The sequence below is a fragment of the Rugamonas violacea genome, assembly GCF_016461825.1.
In the GTDB taxonomy this organism is placed as follows: Bacteria; Pseudomonadota; Gammaproteobacteria; order Burkholderiales; family Burkholderiaceae_D; genus Rugamonas.
On the sequence record NZ_JAEMNU010000042.1, the window covers coordinates 1 to 663 of the forward strand.

At 55.2% G+C, this 663-nt stretch carries 1 protein-coding gene and 1 pseudogene; both read left to right on the top strand.

Annotated features, from left to right (window positions below):
- Positions 1-233, top strand: a 233-nt coding sequence (locus tag H7U20_RS30170; RefSeq protein ID WP_233410630.1) for a hypothetical protein, incomplete at its 5' end; no start/stop codon positions are given.
- A 181-nt stretch (positions 234-414) separates the two neighbouring features.
- Positions 415-663 (top strand): annotated as a pseudogene (locus tag H7U20_RS10010) (hypothetical protein); the annotation flags it as partial.

Below are 663 nucleotides of genomic sequence, written 5' to 3' on the forward strand. Positions count from 1 at the left end.
AAGTTTACAAGGGCGGCCGCAACTCATTGAATGTAAACGGATTTTTCGGCCAAGCGCACGACGGTCCGGACTTGTGTATAACGGCGTGCTTTAGACCACACTCTGCTGCAAATCCAAAAAGTTGCCCTGCATTCGCATTGCGGCTCAAATTTTCCAACGCTTTGGCATCGCTGAAATGCCTCATTGCCGCTTCCTTAAAATTCACTTTTCGAATTGGCTTTTGCATTGTTTAACTTAGTCCGATTTAGGTGGGTACAAACGATGGCGTAGACGATGCAACGGTGGATTTCTAACAGGAAAAACCCATACAGTTTACTCTATGTGCCACAGATTTTGCCACACTATCACTTCCCTACAAAAGGGGCGGCACTCAAAGTGAAGATCAAGCTACCACAGCTATTCACAACCGTTAAGATCATTACCACCGGCATGATCTACTACCGCACTGCCGAATCGATCGCCCGCTTCGAGGGCGTCGCCAAGGCGGCCAAGCAGCACGGCCTGCGCCTGCGCGGCAGCATCAGCTGCGCCTTCGGCTGCCCCTACCAGGGCGCGGTGCCGCTCGACGCGGTGGCCGACGTGGTGGGCCGCATGCGCGACCTGGGCTGCGACGAGATCGACATCGCCGACACCATCGGCGTGGCGACGCCGCGCCAGACCCAG